Origin of the sequence: Shinella lacus (assembly GCF_010994755.1) — a bacterium.
GTDB lineage: Bacteria > Pseudomonadota > Alphaproteobacteria > Rhizobiales > Rhizobiaceae > Shinella > Shinella lacus.
The window spans coordinates 391,367-410,681 of record NZ_WHSB02000005.1 but is presented as its reverse complement, the minus strand read 5'-3'; the positions used below and the strand labels follow the sequence as shown (position 1 = coordinate 410,681).

Here is a 19,315-nt window from a genome sequence, read left to right as displayed (position 1 = left end):
CCTGTGGGGCTAGAAGCGTTGCGGCGAGAAGGATGTGATGTCGATCGTCATCGGGCGATCTGTCAACAGGTCGGCGACGAGGCGCGCGGTGCCGGCAGACTGGGTGAGCCCGAGATGGCCGTGGCCGAAGGCGTAGACGACGTTCGGCGTGGCGCGGGCGCGGCCGATCGCCGGCAGGCTGTCCGGCAGCGACGGGCGGAAACCCATCCATTGCACGCCGCCGTCCGGCTTGAGGCCGGGCAGGAAGGCGCGGGCCTTTTCCAGCATGGCTTCCGACCGGCGGAAGTTCGGCGGCAGTTTCAGCCCGCCGAGCTCCACCGCGCCGCCGACGCGGATGCCGGTCGAAAGCCGGGTCACGACGAAGCCATGGCCGCCGAAGGTGACCTGGGTGCGCAGGTCGAAGGCGTCGAGCGGCAGCGTCGTGTTGTAGCCGCGCTCGGTTTCGAGCGGGATGGTCTCGCCCAGGCTGCGCGCGACCTGGTGGGAAAAGGCGCCGGCCGCGAGCACGACCCGTTTCGCACGCCGCGTGCCGTTCCTGGTGGTGATTTCGACGCCGCCGTCGACGGGGTGCAGGCCAAGAACCTCCGTCCGCTCGATGACGCCGCCCTTGGCTTGAAAATGGTCGGCAAGCGCCAGGGTGTAGAGCTTTGGATCGGCGATCGAATACCAGCCGGGCGTGAACGTGCCATGGGTGAAGCGCGCGGCGAGGCCGGGCTGGATCGCCGCCATGGCGCTCGCGTCCATATGGTGGAATTCGATGCCGTGTTTTTCGCGCACTTTCCAGCCGGGCAGCGAGGCGTTCAGTTCGGCCTGGCTTTCATAGACCTGGAGATTGCCCTCCTTGCGCAGCATCGCGGCCGTGCCGGTCTCGGCGAGGAAAGGCTCCAGCTCCGCCCTGGAGAGGTCCATCAGCGCGGTCTGCGCGGCGGTGGAATGGGCGACGCGGCTGGCGGAGCAGGCGCGCCAGAAGCGGAACATCCACGGCGCGATCTGCACGGCATAGGACGGCGGAATGCTGAGCGGCCCGAGCGGGTCGAGCAGCCATTTCGGCGCCTTCTTCAAAATGCCGGGCGAGGCGAGCGGCAGGATATCGGTGAAGGCGAAGGCGCCTGCATTGCCGGCGGAAGCGCCGGCGGCCGGCGCCTCGCGCTCCAGCACGGTGACGGAGAGACCGCGCGCCTGCGCGGCGATCGCCGCCGAAAGCCCGACGACGCCGGCGCCGATCACCACGACATCGGGCATGGTTTCAGTCTTCATCATGGCCTCAATGGGTGGCGGCGAGGAAGTTTTGCAGCTCCGGATCTTTCGGCGCGCCAAAAAGCGTTTCCGGCGGCGCGATCTCGGCCATCACGCCCTTGTGGAAGAAGGCGACGCGGTCGGAGACTTCGCGGGCGAACTTCATCTCGTGCGTGACGCAGATCATCGTCATGCCCTCGGAGGCGAGCATGCGCAGCGTATCGAGCACTTCGCCGACGAGCTGCGGGTCGAGCGCCGAGGTTACCTCGTCGAACAGCATGTAGGCCGGGGACATGGCAAGCGCGCGGGCAATCGCCATGCGCTGCTGCTGGCCGCCGGACATGCGGTTCGGATAGACCTTCAGCTTGTCGCCGAGGCCGACATGGGTGAGCTGCTTGACGGCCATAGCCTCGGCCTCGGCCTTCGACTGGCCGAGCACTTTTCGCGGCGCGAGCATGACGTTTTCCAGCACCGTGAGGTGCGGGAAGGCGTTGAACTGCTGGAAGACGATGCCGAGCTTGCGGCGCAGCTTGTTGAGGTCCGTCGCCTTGGCGTGCACGTCGGTACCATCCACCACGATGCGGCCGGCATCGATGGTCTCCAGCCCGTTGATGCAGGTGAGCAGCGTCGATTTGCCGGAGCCCGAGCCGCCGATGATGGTCAGCACCTCGCCCTTCTGGACGGTGAGGTTGATCCCCTTCAGCACTTCCAGCGAGCCGAAGGATTTGCGGACGTTTTCGATCTCAATCATTGGGGGACCACCGTTTTTCGAGATAGCCGCCAAGCCGGGCTATGGGGAAGCTGATGATGAAGTAGATGGCGCCGCAGATGAGCAGGATGAACAGCGGTTCCTGCAGGCGCGTGACGAGGATCTGCGAGGCGCGCAGGAGCTCGATGAGGCCGAGCCAGAGCACGAGCGCCGAATCCTTCATGACGCCAAGCGTCAGTCCGATCCAGGACGGCAGCGAGACGCGGGTGGCGAGCGGCGCCACGATGTAGCGCATGTCCTGCCACCAGGTCATGCCGAGCGAGCGGGCCGCGCGGCGCGTGGTCAGCGGCACGGAGGAGATGCCCCCGCGCACGATCTCGGTGCAATAGGCGGCCGTATAGAGCGACAACACCACGCAGGAGGTGGTGAAGGGCGCCCAACCGAGCTTCATGATCGATTGAGCCGCATTGCCGAGCACGAGCTGGATGAGCAGCGGCACGGAGCGGAAGACATCGAGCAGGAAGGTGAGCGGGATCGACCAGTAGGGGCCGGCCTGGTTGCGGACGACGCCGAAGATGACGCCGAGCACGGTGCCGGCCAGCACGGAGACGGCGGTGACGGCGAGCGTCATGGCTGCGCCCTTAGCGAGGAAGCCGAGATCGGCCAGCGTGAGAGCGGTATCGAACATGGTTTACCCTCTCAGTAGCGGAACATGCGCGTGGCAGCGAGGCGGGCTGCCAGCGTCACGGCCTTGGCGATCAGGTAGTAGATGACCGCCGCGAGCGCGAAGAATTCGAAGGTCCGGAAGGAGACCGCGTTCAGCGCCTGCGTGACGCCCGCAAGATCCGTGTTCATGCCGACGGTGACGCCGAGCGAGGTCATCAGGATCGCCCAGACCGCCTGGTTGGTGGCCGGCAGGAAGGCGATGCGCAGCATCTGCGGCATGACGATGTAGCGGAAGGCCATGAGCGGCGTCATGCCGAGAGAACGGCCGGCACGGGCCTGCGTCTCCGGAATGGCCTTCAGCGCGCCGCGAAAATTCTCCGCGAGATAGCCGGCATTGTTGAAGGCGATGCCGACGAGCAGCGCGGTGTAGGGGCTCAGATGGATGCCAAAGCTGCCGAGGCCGAAATGCGCCATGTAGATCTGGAAGAGGGCGGGCGTGTTGCGCGCGATCTCGACCCAGGCCGTGGTGAAGCCGGAGAGGATGCGGTTGCCGGAGAGCCGGAACAGCGTCAGCGCCATGGCAACGGCAAGGCCGATGACCATGGAGAGAAGCGCGATCTGCAGCGTGACCAGCGCCCCGTCGAGGAGCTGCGGCAACGCCTTCAGCGCCTGATTCCAGTGGAAGGTGTAGTTGAACATGCCGTCTCACCTTTTGGAAATGAGGAACGGCGCGGGAGAAGAACCCGCGCCGCCTTGGAAACGGCTCTCTTAGCGGTAGACACCGCCGACCGAGAGGTCCGGCACGTCGCCGCCGACCCACTTCTCGTAGAGTTCCTTGTAGCGGCCGGTGCGAACCTGCTGGTTGATGAAGAGGTTCAGGTAGTTGATCAGGCCGTATTCTTCGCGGTTGGTGAAGAGCGCGACATAGTCGATGTCATAGGGCGCCTTGCCGACGACGGAGATGCCGGGGAACTTGCCGGTCTTGACGTTGGCCTGGGCGACCGTCGAGGTCGAGACGGTGGCGTCGATCTGGCCCTGGCTCAGCGCCAGGAACACGTCGGCCTGGGTCTGGTACGGGCGGAACTCGCCGGCGCCCCATGCCTTGACCGAGTTTTCCAGCGCGATGGCCTCGAACGTGCCGGCGGTGGCGCCGACCGTCTTGCCCTTCATGTCCTCGAAGGATTTGACGCCCGACTTGTCATTGGCGGTGACGGCCATTTCGAAGGCGAAGTAGGGGATCGTCATGCCGACGGTCTTGGCACGCTCCAGCGTGTCGGAGGTCGAGGCGACGCCGACATCGACGCGGCCGGACATGAGCGCCGGGATGCGCTCCGGGAAGGGCGTTTCGACGATCTCGGCGGTGACGCCGAGCGCCTTGGCGAGGTCGTTGCAATAATCGACGTCGAAACCGATCGGGTTGTTGCTCTCGTCGCGCGCGCCCATCGGCGGGAAGTCGAGCACGACGGCGCAGCGCAGCGTGCCGGACGCGATGATGTCGTCCAGCTTGTCGGCCTTGGCCGGGCTGGTCAGAGCGGTGGCGGCCACGAGGCCGAAGGCGAGGACCGAGGTCTTCTTCATTACTCTCTCCCTGGATTGGTCAGTCGATTCCGTCGGCGCAGGTTCCTCCTTCGCCAAAACGGTAACCGGCCTTAAAATACAACTAATATACAAAAAGTATATACCAGGGACGCGGAAAATATGCAGACCGGGCCACCCTTTCGGACAGCCCGGCCAAGGCGCTGAATCAGTTGAGGAAATCTTCCGGCAACAGGCCTTCCGGCATGTTCTGGTAGGAAACGGGGCGCAGGAAACGGCGGATCGACATCGTGCCGACGCTTGTCGCGCCGAAATTCGTCGAGGCCGGGTAGGGGCCGCCATGCACCATGGAATCCACCACTTCGACGCCGGTCGGGAAGCCGTTGACCAGCACGCGGCCGGCCTTGCGCTCCAGGACCGGGCGCAGGCGCTTGGCGGCGTCGAGGTCGCTGGCATCCATGTGGATAGTCGCCGTCAGCTGGCCCTCGAACGTGCGGGCAAGCGCTTCCATCTCATCCAGCGAACCGACGCGCACGACGAGGCCGAGCGGACCGAAGACTTCTTCCGAAAGCGCATGGTCGGCGAGGAACTGGTCGCCGGAGATCTCGAAGAGGTTCGGCAGCGCGGTGCGGCCGGTGGATTCGCTCGAAAACAGCGGCTTCACCGTGTTGCGGCTTTCGAAGCGTGCCTGGCCGTCGTGATAGGCCTTGGCGATGCCGTCGGTCAGCATGGTCTGCGGGCCGACCTTGCCGAGCGCTTCCACGGCAGCGGCGGTGAAGCGGTCGGCGTCCGGGCCGTCCGTCACGATGGCGATGCCCGGATTGGTGCAGAACTGGCCGGCACCCATGGTGAGCGAGCCCGCCCAGCCCTGGCCGAGCCCTTCGGCGCGCGCCTTCAGCGCTTCCGGCAGCAGGAACATCGGGTTGACCGAGCCGAGTTCGCCGAAGAACGGGATCGGCTCGGGACGCGCGGCGCAGAGGTTGAACAGCGCGCGCCCGCCGGCGAGCGACCCGGTAAAGCCGACGGCCTTGATCAGCGGATGCTGCACCACGGCTTCGCCGACCTGGCGGTTGCCGCCCTGGATGAGCGAGAAAACGCCCGGATGCACGCCGGTCTTGCGGATCGCGGCTTCCACGGCTTCGGCGACGATTTCGCCCGTGCCCGGATGGGCGGAGTGCCCCTTCACCACGACGGGGCAACCGGCGGCAAGGGCTGCGGCCGTGTCGCCGCCGGCGGTCGAGAAGGCGAGCGGGAAGTTCGAGGCGCCGAACACGGCGACCGGGCCGATCGGCCGCTGGATCAGGCGGATTTCCGTGCGCGGCATCGGCTCGCGATTGGGAAGGGCGGCGTCGAAGCGGCGGTCGAGATAGTCACCCTTCTCGATATGGTCGGCGAAGAGGCGCAGCTGCCCGGTCGTGCGGCCGCGTTCACCCTGCAGGCGGGCTTCCGGCAGGCCGGTTTCCTGGCTGCCGATTTCGGTGATGGCGTCGGCGCGCGCCTCGATCTCGTCGGCGATGGCGCGGAGAAAACCGGCGCGTGTTGCACGCGAGGAATAGCCGTAGCTGAGGAAGGCCTCTTCGGCAGCTTCCGCAGCGCGGTTGACGAGCGCCACCGTGCCGGTCGCGAAGCTATGCGCCGGCCCATGGGCGGGCGAGGAGGTGAAGGTGCCGTCGCCATCCAGCCATTCGCCGGCGACGAGGTGTTTACCGTTGGGAGTGAAAGCCATTTGACGTACCTTTCTCGGAGAATAGGGATTCGCCCTCACCAGACTTCGGGCGGGCGAATTGCACTTGTCGAAATCTTGTATACTCTATGTATGCAAATACTCAATCACCAACTGCCGCAGCCGGCATCAGCCTTGAGAGACGAACGATGACGCAAACCTCCACCTTGACGATTGCCGACCTCTACGCGCGCGTCGAAGCGATCTTCCGCAAGGCCGGATTGAACGACGTGCAGGCCGGCGCGCTCGCCCGGGTTATCGTCGCCGGCGAGCGCGATGCCTGCAAATCGCACGGCATCTATCGCATCGAGGGCGCGCTGCGCACGGTGAAGGCGGGCAAGGTCAATCCGCATGCGGTGCCGGAGCTGGAGTTGAACGAGGGCACGGCCATCGTGAAGGTCAATGCCAATGGCGGCTTTGCAAACCCGGCCTTCGAGCTCGGCGTGCCGGCACTTGCCGAGCGCGCCCGCAAGCTCGGCCTCGCGTCGCTCGTCATCAACGACTGCACGCACTTTTCCGCGCTTTGGCCGGAAGTCGAAGCCGTGACCAACGAGGGCCTGGCAGGCCTCGTCATGTGCCCGAGCTATGCGACCGTGGCGCCGACCGGCGGCAACAAGCCGCTGTTCGGCACCAATCCCTTCGCCTTCGGCTGGCCGCGCCCGAACCAGTCGCCCTATGTCTTCGACTTCGCCACCTCGGTCGCCGCCCGCGGCGAGATCGAGCTGCATCGCCGTGCCGGCAAAAAATTGCCGGAAGGCTGGGCGATCGACGCCGACGGCAACCCGACGACGGACCCGGAAGCGGCCCTTGCCGGCGCCATGCTGCCCTTCGGCGGCCACAAGGGGTCTGCCATCAGCACCATGATCGAGCTTCTTGCCGGCGTCATGATCGGCGACCTCACAAGCCCTGAAGCGCTCGCCCAGCTCGGCACGACGACGCTCGCACCCGCCCATGGCGAGCTGATCATCGCCATGTCGCCGGAAGCCTTCTCCGCAGGCCGCCCCGGCGATCCCTTCGCCCGTGCCGAAGTGCTGTTCGAGGCGATCGTCGGGCAGGGCGCGCGCCTGCCCTCGCAGCGCCGCTTCGTCGCCCGCAAAAAATCCGAGACGGAGGGCATCACGCTGACGGCCGCCGAGATCGAGCAGCTGGATCGTCTTGAGGAAAAGGGCCTCGACGCCGTGTCGTGATGGTCTTGGACCGCGGCGGCGTCGCTGCCGCGGTTCTCAGCCCTTTTGCAGGGCGAGATGGGCGCCGAGCCCGATGAGCACGGTCCCGCCCGCCTTGCGCACCAGCGCCTGCACGCCGCTCGACCGCTTCAGCCGTGCAAGGATCACATCCGCCAGCAGCACGCTGACCACGTCGGCGAAGGTGAAGATCAGGTTGACCACCGTGCCGAGAATGGCGAGCTGCGCCCAGATCGGCAGGCCGGCGGTGCTGTCGACGAACTGCGGCAGGAAGGCGAGGAAGAAGATCGCCGTCTTCGGGTTGAGGATCTCGACCGTGACGCTTTCGACGAAGGCCCGCCGCCCGCCCTTCGCGACCGCACCGTTCTCCTCGCGGATATCCGTCGCGCGGAACAGTGAAATCCCGAGCCAGATCAGATAGGCCGCACCCGCGAGCTTGACGCCGGTATAGGCGACGGGAACCGCATGAAACAGCGCGGAAAGCCCGGCGGCGGCTGCGATGATATGGGCGTAGGCGCCGAGATGAATGCCGAACACCGCCATCAGCCCGGCCTTGCGCCCGCCCGCCATCGTCCGGGCGGCGGCATAGAGCATCGCGGGGCCGGGAATGAAGGCAAAGATCGCCGTGGTGACGGCAAAGGCAAGCAGCACGTCCAGGGAAGGCATTTCGGGTTCCTCTCGTTCAGGTCTCGCGACCGTCGCAGAAGAGGGCCGTTGCGGCAATCCCAAACGAGCACCGCCCGCAGCGTCGGCTGCGGGCGGCAAGCAAGTCATGAAGGAACGGCCTGGATCAGGCGGCCTTATACGTCTGGACGGCGCCCGGCAGCTTGCTCCATTCGGCATACCAGGTGTCGAACAGCTTGAGCTGGGTTTCGACATAGCCGCGCTGGCTGTCGGAAAGCGCGTCGTCCTCATTGAAGTGCAGCGTGTATTCCGCGTCGCCCTTCAGCACCATCATGTGCTTGAAGTAGAGCACGAGGTCCGGGCCTTCGTCGAAGGAGGAGAGCACGCCGAGCGCCGATTCCAGCTCCAGCGCGCGGCTGCGGGCATCCGCATCGCCCTTGGCGGCCGCCTGGGCGAGGTTGCACATGTGAAGCACTTCCTTCGGCAGCACGCAGCCGATGCCGGTGATCGCGCCGACGGCGCCGCAATTGACGAAGCCGTGGAACACGCAGGTATCGACGCCGATCATCAGCGAGACGTCATCATCGCGGCTGGTGATGTTTTCGGCCGCATAACGCATGTCCGCGGCGCCGCCGAATTCCTTGAAGCCGACGAGGTTCTTGTGGTCCTGGCGCAGCGCGAAGAACAGGTCGGCGCGAGTGGCGAAGCCGTAATAGGGGCTGTTGTAGATGACGGCCGGCAGGTCCGGGGCGGCCGACAGGATCGCCTTGAAGTGGTTCTTCTGGGCAGCGACCACCGTGCCGCGCGACAGCACGCGCGGAATGACCATCAAGCCGTGAGCGCCGACCTTCTGGGCATGCGCGGCATGCGCCACGGCAGAGGCGGTGTTGACCGCACCGGTGCCGACGATGACCGGAATGCCGGCCTTCACCAGGCGCTCGACGCCTTCCATGCGCTGCGCATCGGTGAGCAGCGGCCAGTCACCCATCGAGCCGCAATAGACGACGGCGGACATGCCCTTCTCGATGAGTTCCTTGCCCTTGCGCACCAGCGCGTCGAAATCCGGGCTGCGGTCGTCCTTGCAAGGCGTCATCAGGGCGGGGATCACACCGGAAAAAATCTTGGCCTTCATGTCGGTCTCCTCTCGGGCTGTTCGGTCGGTCTGGCGGGCCGGCGCAAGGCCTCCCCGTTTCATGATGACGGCATAACATCTTGTATTTTATTTGTCGACAAGAAAAATACAGCTACATTATAGGGCGATGTCGAGCCTGTCGTTGCGGCTGAACAGCTTCTGCACCTGCGCCACGATCTGCTCGGCATGCGCCTTGCCCAGCCGGTCGGCCGCCTCGACGTCGCGCGCCTCGATGGCCGCGATGATCTCCGCATGTTCATCGACGAAGCGCTGCGGGAACTGCTCTTCGTAGGACTGGTAGTAGAGCCGCAAGATCCGCCGCGCCTCGTCGAGAAGCCGGCGAAACAATCCGGTGAAATAGGGGTTGCGGCCCGCCTCGGCGATCGCGGCGTGGAAGGCGACATTGGTGGCGATCATCGCCAGTGTGTCGCGCGCCGCGACCGCCGCCGCGTAATCCTCGTGAAACCCGCGGATGATCGGCAGGTCCTCCGGCCGGTGGCTCTGTGCTGCCAGCCGCGTCGTCACCCGGTACATCAGCACCAGCGCGTCGAAGAGCGTGTTGAGGTTGAGGAAGTCGATGTTCGACACCATGGTGGAGCGGTTCGGCAGCGTCTCGATCAGCCCTTCGCCGGCAAGCCGCACCAGCGCCTCGCGGATCGGCGTGCGCGACATCTTGAACCGCTCGGCAAGCTGCACCTCGTCGACCGGGCTGCCGGGCGCGATCCTCAGGTCGAGGATCTCGTCGCGCAGAAGGTCGTAGACCATCTTTACGCCGGAGCCTCGCTTGCGTTCGGGCAGGGAATCGGTATCACTCATCGAAAAATCCTCTTGTCGACATAAGAAATACAGTTCTCTGTCGGCTCTATCAATCGTTTTAAAGGAGCCCTTTGGCGAAAGCGCCGTCAAGCCGTCAGAAGGAATAGTTCGGCGCTCTGTCGCCGGGGTTCGGGCCGTAAATCGGCTCGCAGGGTGAAAACGTTCGAAAATCGGAGAAAGTGCCATGCGCAGCAGCAAGGTCATCCATATCGTCTCCTGCCACGCCGAGGGCGAGGTGGGCGATGTCATCGTCGGCGGCGTCGCACCGCCGCCCGGCGCCACGCTCTGGGAGCAGCGCAACTTCATCGCCGAGGACAAGACGTTGCGCAATTTCGTGCTGAACGAACCGCGCGGCGGCGTCTTCCGCCACATCAATCTGCTCGTGCCGCCGAAGGACCCGCGCGCCACCATGGGCTTCATCATCATGGAGCCGGAGGATACGCCGCCGATGTCCGGCTCGAACTCGATCTGCGTCTCCACCGTGCTGCTCGACAGCGGCATCGTGCCGATGGTCGAGCCGGAGACCCATATGATCCTTGAGGCGCCGGGCGGGCTGGTCAACGTCGTCGCCACCTGCCGCAACGGCAAGGCCGAGCGCATCACCGTCACCAACGTGCCCTCCTTTGCCGACAGGCTCGATGCCAAGCTGGAAGTCGAGGGCCTCGGCACGCTCACCGTCGACACCGCCTATGGCGGCGACAGTTTTGTGTTCGCCGACGCCCGCGCGCTCGGTTTTGCGATCGCGCCGGACGAGGCCCGCGAACTCGCCGAAACCGGCATCCGCATCACCAGGGCCGCCAACGAACAACTCGGCTTCACCCATCCGGAAAATCCGGAATGGAACCACATCTCCTTCTGCCAACTCACGCTGCCGGTCGAGGAGCGCGACGGCGCGCTGCACGGCCGCAACACCGTCGTCATCCAGCCGGCAAAGCTCGACCGTTCGCCGACCGGCACGGGCTGCTCGGCGCGCATGGCCGTGCTGCATGCCCGCGGCCAGATCAAGGTCGGCCAACGCTTCTCCGGCTATTCGATCCTCGATTCGCGCTTCGATTGCCGCATCGTCGGCGAAACGACGGTCGGCGGGCGCCCCGCCATCGTGCCGGAAATCTCCGGCCGCGCCTGGATCACCGGCACCAGCCAGGTCATGCTCGATCCCGACGATCCGTGGCCGGCCGGCTACCGCCTGGCCGATACCTGGCCGCGCAAGCAGTAACCCTTCTCTCCCGGCGGCACCGCGAAAGCGTGCGCCGCCGGAATTGCTTTGACCTCTTCCACAAATCGCGCTAATCACCAAGTCATCAGATGACTTGGTGATTTTATGCGCTCTCTCAGCAAGACCAACCTCGCCGATACCGCCGTCGAGGCGATCCGAACGGAAATCCTCCGCCAGCGCTGGACGATCGGCGAAAAGCTGCCGAACGAGGCGGCGCTGTCGGCCATGCTGTCGGTGAGCCGCGGCACGGTGCGCGAGGCCGTGCGCGTGCTCGTCTCGCAGGGCTATCTGGAGACGCGGCAGGGCTCCGGCACCTATGTGCTCTCGACCGCTGATACGAGCCGCCCGCTCACCATGGCACGCCGCGCCGGCCTGCGCGACCAGTTCGAGGCCCGCCTGGCGCTCGATGCGCAGGCCGCGCGGCTTGCGGCGCTGCGCCAGACGCCGGCAATAATCGCCAGGCTTCGCGCCCTGCTCACCGAGCGCGGCAATTACGAGGGCGGCGACAAGACGGCTTTCATCGCCCGTGATCTCGCTTTCCACCAGGCGGTGATTGCCGCATCGGGAAACAGCGTGCTGGTCGGCATGTTCGATTTCTTCTCGGCGCTGATCACCGAGACCATCGAGGCGACGCTCGGCGAGGATCTGCCGGAGCCGGACATGGCCGCCCATGCCGCGATCGTCGACGCCATCGAAAGCGGCGATCCGGACGCGGCGGATGCGGCCGTGCGCCGCTTCATGGCGCCCGTGCTTTCCGCCCTCGACCGGTTGCTGATGTCATGAGAAATCCCGACCCGACCGATCCCGGCGCAATCGACCTGATCGACGCCGAAGCCGACAGCGTGCCGGCGCCAGCACCGCACCGGCCGCCGACGCCGGTTGCCCGCTTCCTGCTCGGCGCCAGCCTCGTGCTCATCGCCTTCAACCTGCGGCCCGTCTTCTCCAGCGCCTCGGCGCTGCTGCCGGAAATCCGGGAGCATCTCGGCCTCTCCGCCACCGGCGCCAGCCTGCTGACGACACTGCCGGTCGTTTGCCTCGGCCTGTTTTCGCCGCTGGCGCCGCGGCTTGCCCAGCGGATCGGCACGGAGCGCACGCTGCTTGCCGTGGTCTTCCTGTTGGCGCTTGGCACCGCGCTGCGTGGTTTGTCCTCCCTGCCGCTGCTGTTCCTTGGCACGGCGCTTGCCGGCGCCTGCATCGCGGTCGGCAATGTCCTGCTGCCCGGTCTCGTCAAACGCGATTTTCCCGACAAGGCGGCGCTGATGACGGGCTGCTACACCATGGCGCTCTGCGCCGGTGCCGCGGGTGCCGCCGGCCTGACGCTGCCGATCGAGCATGCGCTCGGCGGCTCGCTCGATGGCGCGCTGGCGATCTGGGCGGTGCCGGCGGTGATCGTCGGCCTGCTCTGGCTGCCGCAGGTGCTGTCCACGCGCATGCAGGCCAAGCGCGCCGGCTTCCGTGTCGAAGGCCTGTGGCGCGACCGTGTTGCCTGGCAGGTCACGCTGTTCATGGGCCTGCAATCCGCACTCGCCTATTGCGTCTTCGGCTGGCTGGTGCCGATCCTGCGCGAACGCGGGCTCGATGGCGTGACGGCCGGCGCCATCGTCTCCATGTCGGTGATGGTGCAGGCTGGCGCCTGCCTGGTCGCGCCGCACTTGGCTGTGCGTGGAAAAGACCAGCGGCTGATCAATGTCGCGCTCTGCGGCATCGCCGTCGTCGCCCTACTCGGGCTGCTCTTCGCGCCGCTGTGGACGGTGTGGTTCTGGGCGGTGCTGCAGGGCATCGGACAGGGCGGGCTGATCGCGGTGGCGATGACCGTGATCGTGCTGCGCACCCGCGATCCGCATGTCGCGGCGCATCTTTCCGGCATGGCGCAATGCATCGGCTACCTGCTCGCCGCCATCGGGCCGCTCGTCGTCGGCCTCATCCGCGGCTGGACCGGCAGTTTTGCCTGGAGCGCCGTGCTCTTTGTATTGCTCGGCCTCGGCGCTGCGGTGAACGGCTGGTTTGCCGGGCGCGCCCTCTATGTGAATGCGCGCACGGTGGAAACCGCGGGCTGAACGATGCCCACCTCGGTCACGATGATGTCCATCGCAATGTCGTGCGGCTGTGGATAGATCGTCGCCAGCCGCGCCGCGCTATAGCCGACGCCGATGACCCTCGGCCTTGTCGGCATGGCCGCCAGCGTGCGGTCGAAGAAACCGCCGCCGTAACCGAGCCGGTAGCAGGCGGCATCGTAGCCGACGACCGGCGCGAGCACGATATCCGGCAGGCAGGGGCGCGCTTCAGCCGGGATGGGAATGTTCCAGACGCCGCGCGACAGCGCCTCGCCCGGTTGCCAAAGGTGGAATTCCAGCGGCCGCCCCTTCTCGACGACCACCGGCAGCGCCGTCCTGCCGCCGCGCCTCACCACTTCGTCAAGCAGCGGCCGAAGGTCCGGCTCGCCGCGGAAGGGCCAGTAGGCGCTGAGGATGCGGCCGCTGACATCACCGATTTCCGCCAGCACGCCGGCAGCGATCGCCTCACCATGGGATGCCCGCACCGCCGCCGGCACCGCCAGCCGCGCCGCGATCAGCCGCTCGCGTTCATTTTTGCGCCAGCGATTGATATCGGTCCAGGTCTGCCGGTCGGGCAGGCCGAGATAGGCCGGATCGACCTCGTGCATGAAGCAGGCCGGCGAGGCAAAGGTGGCGGGAACGTCGTCGTTATCCATAAAGTCGGCCTCCGTCGGGTGGCTTGCCGCCAGAATGCCCCCCGTCTCCTTATCTGGCAAACGAATTCGCCTCGCGCAGCACCTCGGCCAGCACCGCCGCATGGTTGAATTCCCGGTTGCGCGAGCTATAGAGCAGCGTGACCATGCCCGCCGCGCTGCGTGCGCGCAAAAGGTCCACCGCCGGGTTTTCCCGCAGCTCCGCGCGATAAAGCTGCTGGAATTCCGCCCAGCGTTCCGGCCTGTGGTCGAACCATTTGCGCAGCTGCGATGTCGGTGCGACATCCTTCAGCCAGTCGTCGAACGCGGCCTTCTCCTTCGACAGGCCGCGCGGCCAGAGGCGGTCGACGAGGATGCGCGCGCCGTCCGCCGGGTCGGGCGCGTCGTAGATGCGCTTGATCTGCACGGGCATCGGCCTGCCTCCTGTCCTGTCTCCTATTGGAGAGCAGAAAGCGGCCCATGCTTCAAGCCGGGCCACGGGGGCGGCGTTCGGCCGCGGCGGCTTGACTTTGCCGGCGGGCTCACGCCATCATGGCCCCATGACGATGACGCACTCCATAGCCCGGTTTCTGAAGCGGTTGTTTCCGCTCGCAGGACACTAGCCCCTCGGGTTGGACGCGTCGCGCCCCGGCCGTGGGGCGATAGCGGTTTCGTCGCGTGACGAGAACCGCGCCAGAAGAGCGCGACACATTCCCCTATTTTCCTTTGCCGCGCGCCTGCCGGGCGCTGCGAAACCGTGTCGTGAGGTTTTTATGATCGCCAAGACCAAGGACAGGCGCCTGCCTGCCATCACCATCGCCCGCTCCGAACATGCCCGCCTGTCGAACCTCGCCGATATGCTGGCCGAGCGTGATCCCCATGCCGCCGAGCAGCTCGCCGCCGAACTCGACCGCGCGAAGATCGTCGACGACGCGCGTATGGTGCCCGGCGTGATGCGCATGGGCTCCGTCGCAGAATTCCAGATCGACGACGAGGCGCCGCAGAGTGCCGAACTGGTGTTCCCGAAGGATGCCGACATTTCCCGCCAGCGCATTTCCGTGCTCACGCCGGTTGGCGCGGCCCTTCTCGGCCTTTCCGCCGGCCAGTCGATCCAGTGGGCGGCGCGTGACGGCCGGGTGCGGCGCCTCAGCGTCATCGCCGTTCACGCGGCGGAAGAAGCGCGCGCCTCCTGAGGGTTTTGCCGACCATGAAATTCCTCTCCTTTTCTGACGTCGGGCGCATCGGAGGTTGCCTCGTCGCAGGATCGTGACCCCCTGCGCCGCACCTGCGGCCAGGGGGCTTCTCCACCATGGATTTTGGATGCTCCGCCCAAAGTGCGGGCAGGATGGAGAATGGCGATGGGACAGGATCCCGCGATGCTCACGGCAAGAGACGGATATGTATTGGACAGGATGCTTCGGGAATGGCCGTCGCTCACGCCGGAATGGCTGGCGCTCCTGAAGCGGAAAGTATCGGCCGGCCGGCTGCCCATGGAGTTGCACGCACCCGCCGATCTCGCGATGATCGATGCGCGCGTGTCGTTCCGCTGTGCCAGCGGGCTCACGGATACGCGCAGCCTCTGCCTTCCCGGCACCTACGCGCCGGGCAGCGCCTTCCTGCCGATCACCACCTTCTATGGCCTTGCCCTTCTCGGCCTGCGCGAGGGCCAATCGATGGCCTTCGACCGGCCGGAGGGACGCCGCGACTGGATCGTGCTGGAGAAGGTGCTCTTCCAGCCGGCTGGCGTGGACCCTGCTCCCTTGGCGCCTCGGCGCCCTTTCCGGTTGATCGCCGGCGGCCTCGTCGAGCGCGCCTTCACGGCCGCCAACGAAAATGGACCCGGAAGAGGTCCGGGGCCGTCTGCTGCCTGAAGGCGGGCGAGGGCCTGTCAACTCACGCCACGCGGGGCTTTTGTCAGATGCCCTGCCCGTGGCCGCTCATCAGGCTGGTAGGGCCGGTCTGGGAGAGGCTTTTGGCGAGCGTGGCCAGAAGATCGGTCTGGGAGATGATGCCTACGACATGGCTGTTATTATCGACGATGACGACGGCGTGGATGCTGCCGTCCGTCAGGCGCGGCAACAGGCCGATCGCCGGGTCGGAAGCACTTGCGGTCGCGGCCTCGGAGACGGGAAGATGAGCCGCGGGCGCCATGGCGGCAAGCTCGCGCAGGCCCACCGTGCCGAGCAGGCGCCGGTCGCCATCGAGCACGGGCAGGGTGCGGATGTCGTGGTCGAGCAACAGGGCGCGCGCCTCTTCCGTGGTCGCGTCGGCGGCGACCGTCACCACGTCGCGCGACATGATGTCGGCGGCGGTCAGTTCGCCGCGCTGGCGCAGGAGCGCCTGCATCTCGACCTGCCGGAGCAGCGTGTCGAGGTCGGCCCGGCTGATGTCGAGCGTCTCGTTCAGGCTGGCAATGGCGGTGTCGATGTCCTCGCTGTTGAAGCCGACACGCAAGGCGGCCGGCGGATCGGCGGTCTTGTGCGTGTTGACGGGCGCGATCGCCTGGCGGTGCGGGTACTGCCGCCCCGCCAGTCGGTGGAACATCATGCCGAGCGCAACGAGGATCAGCGAGTTGATGGCGATCGGCACGAGCGGAAACCAGAAGCCGGCCCGCGTGACGGCAGCACCCCCGATGACGGCCGTGAGCGCCGCGGCCCCGCCCGGCGGATGCAGGCAGCGGGTCAGCGACATGACGAGGATGGCGAGCGCCACGGCAAGACCGATGGCGATGGTCGGGTCGGTCACGAGCATGGTGACGGCCACGCCGACGAAGGCGGAGATCGTGTTGCCGCCGACGATCGACCAGGGCTGCGCAAGCGGGCTTGCAGGCACCGCGAAGAGCAGCACGGCAGAGGCGCCGATGGGCGCGACGATCAGCGGAAGATGCGGCCCCTGCCCCATGAAGAGGCCACAGACGAGGCCGGTGAGGCAGATGCCGATCAGGGCGCCGAGGCAGCCGATCAGGCGTTCCTTGAGCGTGGCGCCGGCGAGAATGGGAAAGAAGAGCCGGAACTTGGACAGAATGCCCGGTTTATGGGCACCGTGCTGGGGAGGGGCCACGACGATCCTGATCTTGAAAAGGCAGATGATTATTTTCTAGGCTTATGTGCCGATCACGCCGGGGACGCAAGGAAGATTTTGCTTTTCTGTGGAGGAGGGCGAGAGCGACGAATCGCAGGCAACAAAAAAGCCCGGCAAAGCCGGGCTTTTTGCAACATCCGGAAAATCCGGATTGGGAATTTGGTGCCCAGAAGAGGACTCGAACCTCCACACCCTTTCGAGTACCAGCACCTGAAGCTGGCGCGTCTACCAATTCCGCCATCTGGGCGACGGAGAGCCATGTAGAAGGCCCGCACTCTTGTGTCAACAGGCTTTTTGAAGTTTTTGCAACAGCTTGGCGAAAACCTTCATTCGCGGCCGAGTGCCCATTCGCGAATGCGCGCCAGCCCGGCCGCGAGCAACCGGGCGGCGGCGGCCTCATCCTTGGCCTCCACATAGCAGCGCATTTCCGGCGCATTGCCAGAGGGGCGGAAGTGGATGACGCTGGCATCGTCCAGCGTCACGCGCAGCCCGTCGATATCGCTTGTCTTCATTGGCACGCCGATGGGGGCGAGGAAGGCGGACAGGGCGCCGGCACCTGAACGCAGCTCCGCCATCAGGGCGGCGCTGGTTTCGACGGGAAAGTGCTCTAGCCGGTCGCTGGCGGCCGCGGGCAGCGCGAAGCCGGCGGCGATCTGGGAGAGCGGCCGGTTTTCCGCAGCGGCGAGCGAGAGCACGGCGAGCACCGGCATCAGGCTGTCGCGGGTCGGCAACGGGGCGAGGGCATGATCGTTCACGGTGAAAGGGGTGGCGGTCAGCGTGCCGCCATTCGCCTCGAAGCCGACGACGGCGGTTTCGCCGCCGGCGACCGCTTCGTTCATCGCAGCGATCACGAAGGGGGAGCCGACCCTGGTGCGCAGCACCTTGCCGGCGACGGCCGCCTCGATGCCGGAATTCGAGGTGACCGGCGTGGCCACAGCGGTCGCGCCGAGGAAGCGGCTGGCGATGAGGCCGACGAGATCGCCGCGGATCGGCGTGCCGGTCTCGTCGGTCACGAGCGGCCGGTCGCCGTCGCCGTCGGCGGAGATGATGGCGTGCAGGCCGTGCTGCACCGCCCAGCCTTGCAGGAGCGCAACGGTCTCGGCGGAAACCGCCTCCGTATCGACCGGGATGAAGGTCTCCGACCGGCCCAGCGCCACGACATCGGCACCGTAGTGGATGAGCACCGCGGCGAAGAGGTCGCGCGCCACCGTCGAATGCTGATAGACGCCGACCCGGAGGCCGGCGAGGCTGCCTTCCGGCAGCAGCGCGCGGTTGCGCGCCTCGTAGAGCGCCATGGCCTCCGCATGCAGGTCGTCCGCGGCCTCCTGAACGGCGTTGAAAACCGTGTTTTCCGCGCGGATTGCTTCGGCGGCGGCGGTGATCGCGGCTTCGTCCGCCTTGTCGATCTCGCCGTCCGGCCCGTAGAATTTTATGCCGTTGCGGTCGGCGGGAATGTGCGAACCCGTTACCATCAGGCAGGCGGCCTTTCGCGCAAGGCCAGTGAGGGCGAGTGCCGGCGTCGGCAGCGCTCCACAGTCGCGCGGGCGAAAGCCGGCCTTGCGAAGGGCTGCGATGGCGATTGCCGAAATCGCCGGGCTGGAGGCGCGAAAATCGCGGCCGATGAGGATCTCGTCACCCTGCCGAGCGATGCCGGCGGCCAGCAGGTGGCGGGCAAAGGCGGTGGCATAGAGCGCGGTGGCAGGCCCTTCGAGATCGACCGACAGGCCGCGCAGGCCGCTGGTTCCGAATTTCAGGCTCATGCGGTCACCTCGTGTCTCTTGCAAGCCGGCCCTCTCAAGGTGCGGCGCGACCATGAATAAAACAAAATGCGTGAACGTAATGCAAAGCAGGGACGTGACAGGGAAGTATCCCGCCAGGAACAGTGAGGATCAACATGTTGAAGATTCGAAATCTCGTTTTCGGTTGCGCGATGGGGATTGCCTCCGCGATCGCGCCCATGGGGGCGGCTCAGGCCGTTCCTCTTGCCGTGCCGAAGGTTGAGACGAAAAGTGACGTCACGCAGGCGCAGGTGCAGTTCTGCTACGGCTACGGCTGCGAACGTCGTTACAATCGTCGCCACTATCGCCCGTATTACGGTGAGCGACGCTATTATCGTCCGCGCTACGAGCGGCCGCGTTATTATGGTGGGCGCGGGGCGCATGTCGAATGGTGCTCCAACCGCTACCGCACCTACGACCCCTATACCAACCGCTACCATGCCGGCGGCGGCGTCTACCGCCTGTGCTATTCGCCTTATCGGTAAGCGACAAGCGCCCTTGGGTCATCCAACGAACGGCGGGCTTCTTGCCCGCCGTTTGTCTTTCAGCCGGGCGTGCTGTCGGCCACGCGGTCAGTATGGCCGAGATCGCGGTCGGGTTCGATGACGTCGCGCACGCGCTGCTTCAGCTCCTTCGGCCCGGGAAAACCGCCGTCGCGCTTGCGCTCCCAGACGAGCGCATCGCCGACGCGGATCTCGAAATTGCCGCCGGTTCCGGGAATGAGCGCCACCTCGCCGAGCGATCCGGAAAAGGTCGACAAAAGCTCCTGCGCCATCCAGCCGGCGCGAAGCAGCCAGTTGCACTGGGTACAGTAGAGAATGGAAACGCGCGGCTTTTCCCCGGTCATGGTCACCTCCTGTCGATAGGGCAAAGCATATAGCAGGGCGGCCCGCTTGGCACGCGATCCGTTCACAACAATGTCAACTCA

21 protein-coding genes and 1 tRNA gene are annotated in these 19,315 nt (G+C 66.2%); 7 read left to right on the top strand and 15 right to left on the bottom strand.

Annotated elements, in window-relative coordinates:
* Positions 1–9: 9 nt before the first annotated feature.
* The 6 genes from GB927_RS16480 to GB927_RS16455 all read right to left on the bottom strand — a co-directional run bounded on the left by GB927_RS16480 (position 10) and on the right by GB927_RS16455 (position 5,873).
* Positions 10–1,257, bottom strand: coding sequence for an NAD(P)/FAD-dependent oxidoreductase (locus GB927_RS16480; RefSeq protein ID WP_439655499.1), 1,248 nt, complete (start codon positions 1,255–1,257; stop codon positions 10–12).
* A gap of 7 nt (positions 1,258–1,264) precedes the next feature.
* The gene (locus GB927_RS16475) at positions 1,265–1,987 is read right to left on the bottom strand and encodes an amino acid ABC transporter ATP-binding protein (protein ID WP_256118265.1); all 723 of its coding nucleotides are present in this window, start codon (positions 1,985–1,987) and stop codon (positions 1,265–1,267) included.
* Complete coding sequence (locus GB927_RS16470) at positions 1,980–2,633, bottom strand: amino acid ABC transporter permease (protein ID WP_256118264.1); 654 nt, start codon at positions 2,631–2,633, stop codon at positions 1,980–1,982. Before GB927_RS16470 ends, GB927_RS16475 begins: the two co-directional genes overlap by 8 nt.
* Before the next feature lie 11 nt (positions 2,634–2,644).
* Complete coding sequence (locus GB927_RS16465) at positions 2,645–3,310, bottom strand: amino acid ABC transporter permease (RefSeq protein ID WP_256118263.1); 666 nt, start codon at positions 3,308–3,310, stop codon at positions 2,645–2,647.
* Positions 3,311–3,379: 69 nt separating this feature from the next.
* Positions 3,380–4,189 (bottom strand): ABC transporter substrate-binding protein, encoded by an 810-nt coding sequence (locus tag GB927_RS16460; RefSeq protein WP_256118262.1) that lies wholly within the window; start codon positions 4,187–4,189, stop codon positions 3,380–3,382.
* Positions 4,190–4,355: 166 nt separating this feature from the next.
* A complete protein-coding gene (locus GB927_RS16455; RefSeq protein ID WP_256118261.1) occupies positions 4,356–5,873 on the bottom strand; it encodes an aldehyde dehydrogenase (NADP(+)) in 1,518 nt (505 codons plus the stop codon).
* A 146-nt stretch (positions 5,874–6,019) separates the two neighbouring features.
* Between GB927_RS16455 and GB927_RS16450 the strand changes: the two genes are divergently transcribed.
* Positions 6,020–7,057: an Ldh family oxidoreductase gene (locus tag GB927_RS16450; protein ID WP_256118260.1), complete on the top strand. Its 1,038-nt coding sequence runs from the start codon at positions 6,020–6,022 to the stop codon at positions 7,055–7,057.
* A 36-nt stretch (positions 7,058–7,093) separates the two neighbouring features.
* Here GB927_RS16450 and GB927_RS16445 read toward each other — a convergent pair whose 3' ends face one another.
* The 3 genes from GB927_RS16445 to GB927_RS16435 form a co-directional block, all read right to left on the bottom strand.
* On the bottom strand, positions 7,094–7,720 hold the full coding sequence (locus tag GB927_RS16445) for a LysE family translocator (RefSeq protein WP_256118259.1): 627 nt from the start codon (positions 7,718–7,720) through the stop codon (positions 7,094–7,096).
* A 124-nt stretch (positions 7,721–7,844) separates the two neighbouring features.
* Positions 7,845–8,810 (bottom strand): dihydrodipicolinate synthase family protein, encoded by a 966-nt coding sequence (locus tag GB927_RS16440; RefSeq protein WP_256118258.1) that lies wholly within the window; start codon positions 8,808–8,810, stop codon positions 7,845–7,847.
* A gap of 117 nt (positions 8,811–8,927) precedes the next feature.
* Complete coding sequence (locus GB927_RS16435) at positions 8,928–9,626, bottom strand: GntR family transcriptional regulator (RefSeq protein ID WP_256118257.1); 699 nt, start codon at positions 9,624–9,626, stop codon at positions 8,928–8,930.
* Between the two features lie 184 nt (positions 9,627–9,810).
* On the opposite strand from GB927_RS16435, the gene GB927_RS16430 reads away from it, so the two are divergent.
* The 3 genes from GB927_RS16430 to GB927_RS16420 all read left to right on the top strand — a co-directional run bounded on the left by GB927_RS16430 (position 9,811) and on the right by GB927_RS16420 (position 12,899).
* The gene (locus tag GB927_RS16430) at positions 9,811–10,842 is read left to right on the top strand and encodes a trans-3-hydroxy-L-proline dehydratase (RefSeq protein WP_256118256.1); all 1,032 of its coding nucleotides are present in this window, start codon (positions 9,811–9,813) and stop codon (positions 10,840–10,842) included.
* Positions 10,843–10,947: 105 nt separating this feature from the next.
* A complete protein-coding gene (locus tag GB927_RS16425; RefSeq protein ID WP_256118255.1) occupies positions 10,948–11,625 on the top strand; it encodes a FadR/GntR family transcriptional regulator in 678 nt (225 codons plus the stop codon).
* Positions 11,622–12,899, top strand: a complete 1,278-nt coding sequence (locus GB927_RS16420) for a CynX/NimT family MFS transporter (protein ID WP_256118254.1) — start codon at positions 11,622–11,624, stop codon at positions 12,897–12,899. The genes GB927_RS16425 and GB927_RS16420 overlap by 4 nt, the downstream gene beginning before the upstream one ends.
* On the opposite strand, the gene GB927_RS16415 is transcribed toward GB927_RS16420, so the two are convergent.
* Both GB927_RS16415 and GB927_RS16410 read right to left on the bottom strand, forming a co-directional pair.
* Positions 12,863–13,552 carry a 5-formyltetrahydrofolate cyclo-ligase gene (locus tag GB927_RS16415; RefSeq protein WP_256118253.1) on the bottom strand — a complete coding sequence of 230 codons (690 nt, stop codon included), beginning with the start codon at positions 13,550–13,552 and terminating at the stop codon, positions 12,863–12,865. The genes GB927_RS16420 and GB927_RS16415 overlap by 37 nt on opposite strands.
* Positions 13,553–13,601: 49 nt before the next feature.
* The gene (locus tag GB927_RS16410; RefSeq protein ID WP_256118252.1) at positions 13,602–13,961 is read right to left on the bottom strand and encodes a DUF488 domain-containing protein; all 360 of its coding nucleotides are present in this window, start codon (positions 13,959–13,961) and stop codon (positions 13,602–13,604) included.
* Between the two features lie 340 nt (positions 13,962–14,301).
* Here GB927_RS16410 and rnk point away from each other — a divergent pair, with 340 nt between their 5' ends.
* Both rnk and GB927_RS16400 read left to right on the top strand, forming a co-directional pair.
* Complete coding sequence (rnk, locus tag GB927_RS16405; protein WP_256118251.1) at positions 14,302–14,721, top strand: nucleoside diphosphate kinase regulator; 420 nt, start codon at positions 14,302–14,304, stop codon at positions 14,719–14,721.
* 210 nt (positions 14,722–14,931) lie between these two features.
* Complete coding sequence (locus tag GB927_RS16400; protein WP_256118250.1) at positions 14,932–15,399, top strand: GreA/GreB family elongation factor; 468 nt, start codon at positions 14,932–14,934, stop codon at positions 15,397–15,399.
* A gap of 43 nt (positions 15,400–15,442) precedes the next feature.
* On the opposite strand, the gene GB927_RS16395 is transcribed toward GB927_RS16400, so the two are convergent.
* The 3 genes from GB927_RS16395 to GB927_RS16385 all read right to left on the bottom strand — a co-directional run bounded on the left by GB927_RS16395 (position 15,443) and on the right by GB927_RS16385 (position 18,369).
* Positions 15,443–16,594: an HPP family protein gene (locus GB927_RS16395; RefSeq protein WP_256118365.1), complete on the bottom strand. Its 1,152-nt coding sequence runs from the start codon at positions 16,592–16,594 to the stop codon at positions 15,443–15,445.
* Positions 16,595–16,769: 175 nt separating this feature from the next.
* Positions 16,770–16,856: transfer RNA gene (locus GB927_RS16390), tRNA-Leu, on the bottom strand.
* A gap of 79 nt (positions 16,857–16,935) precedes the next feature.
* Positions 16,936–18,369, bottom strand: a complete 1,434-nt coding sequence (locus GB927_RS16385) for a phosphohexomutase domain-containing protein (protein ID WP_256118249.1) — start codon at positions 18,367–18,369, stop codon at positions 16,936–16,938.
* Positions 18,370–18,503: 134 nt separating this feature from the next.
* Here GB927_RS16385 and GB927_RS16380 point away from each other — a divergent pair, with 134 nt between their 5' ends.
* Positions 18,504–18,872: a BA14K family protein gene (locus GB927_RS16380; RefSeq protein WP_256118248.1), complete on the top strand. Its 369-nt coding sequence runs from the start codon at positions 18,504–18,506 to the stop codon at positions 18,870–18,872.
* A 59-nt stretch (positions 18,873–18,931) separates the two neighbouring features.
* On the opposite strand, the gene GB927_RS16375 is transcribed toward GB927_RS16380, so the two are convergent.
* Entirely contained in the window at positions 18,932–19,234 is a 303-nt protein-coding gene (locus tag GB927_RS16375; protein ID WP_256118247.1) for an Rdx family protein, read from the bottom strand.
* Positions 19,235–19,315: the final 81 nt, after the last annotated feature.

Bases quoted from the DNA above. Each gene is read 5' to 3' on its own strand.
- GB927_RS16465 (WP_256118263.1), bottom strand. From the start codon at position 3,310: ATGTTCAACTACACCTTCCACTGGAATCAGGCGCTGAAGGCGTTGCCG.
- GB927_RS16375 (WP_256118247.1), bottom strand. From the start codon at position 19,234: ATGACCGGGGAAAAGCCGCGCGTTTCCATTCTCTACTGTACCCAGTGC.
- rnk (WP_256118251.1), top strand. From the start codon at position 14,302: ATGATCGCCAAGACCAAGGACAGGCGCCTGCCTGCCATCACCATCGCC.
- GB927_RS16420 (WP_256118254.1), top strand. From the start codon at position 11,622: ATGAGAAATCCCGACCCGACCGATCCCGGCGCAATCGACCTGATCGAC.
- GB927_RS16480 (WP_439655499.1), bottom strand. From the start codon at position 1,257: ATGAAGACTGAAACCATGCCCGATGTCGTGGTGATCGGCGCCGGCGTC.
- GB927_RS16430 (WP_256118256.1), top strand. From the start codon at position 9,811: ATGCGCAGCAGCAAGGTCATCCATATCGTCTCCTGCCACGCCGAGGGC.
- GB927_RS16380 (WP_256118248.1), top strand. From the start codon at position 18,504: ATGTTGAAGATTCGAAATCTCGTTTTCGGTTGCGCGATGGGGATTGCC.
- GB927_RS16425 (WP_256118255.1), top strand. From the start codon at position 10,948: ATGCGCTCTCTCAGCAAGACCAACCTCGCCGATACCGCCGTCGAGGCG.
- GB927_RS16460 (WP_256118262.1), bottom strand. From the start codon at position 4,189: ATGAAGAAGACCTCGGTCCTCGCCTTCGGCCTCGTGGCCGCCACCGCT.
- GB927_RS16440 (WP_256118258.1), bottom strand. From the start codon at position 8,810: ATGAAGGCCAAGATTTTTTCCGGTGTGATCCCCGCCCTGATGACGCCT.
- GB927_RS16435 (WP_256118257.1), bottom strand. From the start codon at position 9,626: ATGAGTGATACCGATTCCCTGCCCGAACGCAAGCGAGGCTCCGGCGTA.
- GB927_RS16450 (WP_256118260.1), top strand. From the start codon at position 6,020: ATGACGCAAACCTCCACCTTGACGATTGCCGACCTCTACGCGCGCGTC.
- GB927_RS16415 (WP_256118253.1), bottom strand. From the start codon at position 13,552: ATGGATAACGACGACGTTCCCGCCACCTTTGCCTCGCCGGCCTGCTTC.
- GB927_RS16455 (WP_256118261.1), bottom strand. From the start codon at position 5,873: ATGGCTTTCACTCCCAACGGTAAACACCTCGTCGCCGGCGAATGGCTG.
- GB927_RS16410 (WP_256118252.1), bottom strand. From the start codon at position 13,961: ATGCCCGTGCAGATCAAGCGCATCTACGACGCGCCCGACCCGGCGGAC.
- GB927_RS16445 (WP_256118259.1), bottom strand. From the start codon at position 7,720: ATGCCTTCCCTGGACGTGCTGCTTGCCTTTGCCGTCACCACGGCGATC.
- GB927_RS16475 (WP_256118265.1), bottom strand. From the start codon at position 1,987: ATGATTGAGATCGAAAACGTCCGCAAATCCTTCGGCTCGCTGGAAGTG.
- GB927_RS16385 (WP_256118249.1), bottom strand. From the start codon at position 18,369: ATGAGCCTGAAATTCGGAACCAGCGGCCTGCGCGGCCTGTCGGTCGAT.
- GB927_RS16470 (WP_256118264.1), bottom strand. From the start codon at position 2,633: ATGTTCGATACCGCTCTCACGCTGGCCGATCTCGGCTTCCTCGCTAAG.